Source organism: Streptomyces sp. NPDC034111 (assembly GCF_055575375.1).
In genome coordinates this window covers 1-1,349 of record NZ_JBVIST010000047.1, presented here as the reverse complement: position 1 = coordinate 1,349, position 1,349 = coordinate 1, and the positions used below count along the sequence as shown (strand labels likewise).

At 70.9% G+C, this 1,349-nt stretch carries 1 protein-coding gene; it reads right to left on the bottom strand.

The window, feature by feature from the left end:
• Positions 1-1,334, bottom strand: a 1,334-nt coding sequence (locus tag ACZ55A_RS37090; protein ID WP_468849506.1) for an L-serine ammonia-lyase, incomplete at its 3' end; no start/stop codon positions are given.
• Positions 1,335-1,349 lie beyond the last annotated feature (15 nt).

The following is a 1,349-nucleotide window of genomic DNA, read 5'->3' as shown; positions in this document are numbered from 1 at the left end:
TTGACGCTCATGTCGGCGCCGGTGTCCTTCATGGTCTTGATGACCTTGTCGAGGGAGACGTGGTGGCGGCCGTCGCCGCGCAGGGCCATGCGGGCGGCGGTGACGGCCTTGACGGCGGCCATGCCGTTGCGTTCGATGCACGGGATCTGCACCAGGCCGCCGACGGGGTCGCAGGTCAGGCCGAGGTTGTGTTCCATGCCGATCTCGGCGGCGTTCTCGACCTGTTCGGGGGAGCCGCCCAGGACCTCGGCCAGGCCGCCGGCGGCCATGGAGCAGGCCGAGCCGACCTCGCCCTGGCAGCCGACCTCGGCGCCGGAGATGGAGGCGTTCTCCTTGAACAGCATGCCGATGGCGCCGGCTGCGAGGAGGAAGCGGACCACTCCGTCCTCGTCGGCGCCGGGCACGAAGTTGACGTAGTAGTGCAGGACGGCGGGGATGATGCCGGCCGCACCGTTGGTCGGGGCGGTCACCACCCGCCCGCCTGCGGCGTTCTCCTCGTTGACGGCCATCGCGTAGAGGGTGGTCCACTCCATCGCGCGGGCGGGCGCGTCGCCTTCGGAGCGCAGTGCACGGGCGGCGTTGGCGGCCCGGCGGCGGACCTTCAGACCGCCGGGCAGGATCCCCTCCCGTGCCATGCCGCGGCTGACGCAGGCCTGCATGACCTGCCAGATCTCCAGCAGACCGGCGCGGATTTCGTCCTCGGTGCGCCAGGCCTTTTCGTTTTCCAGCATGAGGGCGGAGATGGACAGGCCTGTGCTCTGGGCCAGGCGCAGCAGTTCGTCGCCGGTGCGGAAGGGGTGGGTCAGCACGGTGTCGTCGGGCACGATCGGGTTCTGCCCGGCCACCGCGTCCTCGTCGACGACGAAGCCGCCGCCCACCGAGTAGTAGGTCTTCTCCAGCAGCGGCGCGCCGGCGCTGTCGTAGGCGAAGAGGGTCATGCCGTTGGCGTGGTAGGGCAGGGCCCGGCGGCGGTGCAGGATCAGCTCGGCGGATTCGTCGAAGTCGATCTCGTGCGCGGCGCCTATCTCCGCGCCCAGCAGGCGCAGGCGCTTGGTGGTGCGGATGCGCTCGACCTCGTCGTCGGCGGTTTCGACGTCGACGGTGCGGGGTGAGTGGCCCTCCAGGCCCAGCAGGACGGCCTTGGGGGTGCCGTGGCCGTGGCCGGTGGCACCCAGGGAGCCGAAGAGTTCGGCGCGCACCGCGGTGGTCTGGGCGAGCAGACCGTCCTTCTTGAGGCGTCCGACGAACATCCGGGCCGCGCGCATGGGGCCGACGGTGTGGGAGCTGGAGGGGCCGATGCCGATGGAGAAGAGGTCGAAGACGGAGATGGCCACGGGGGCGGACTCCCT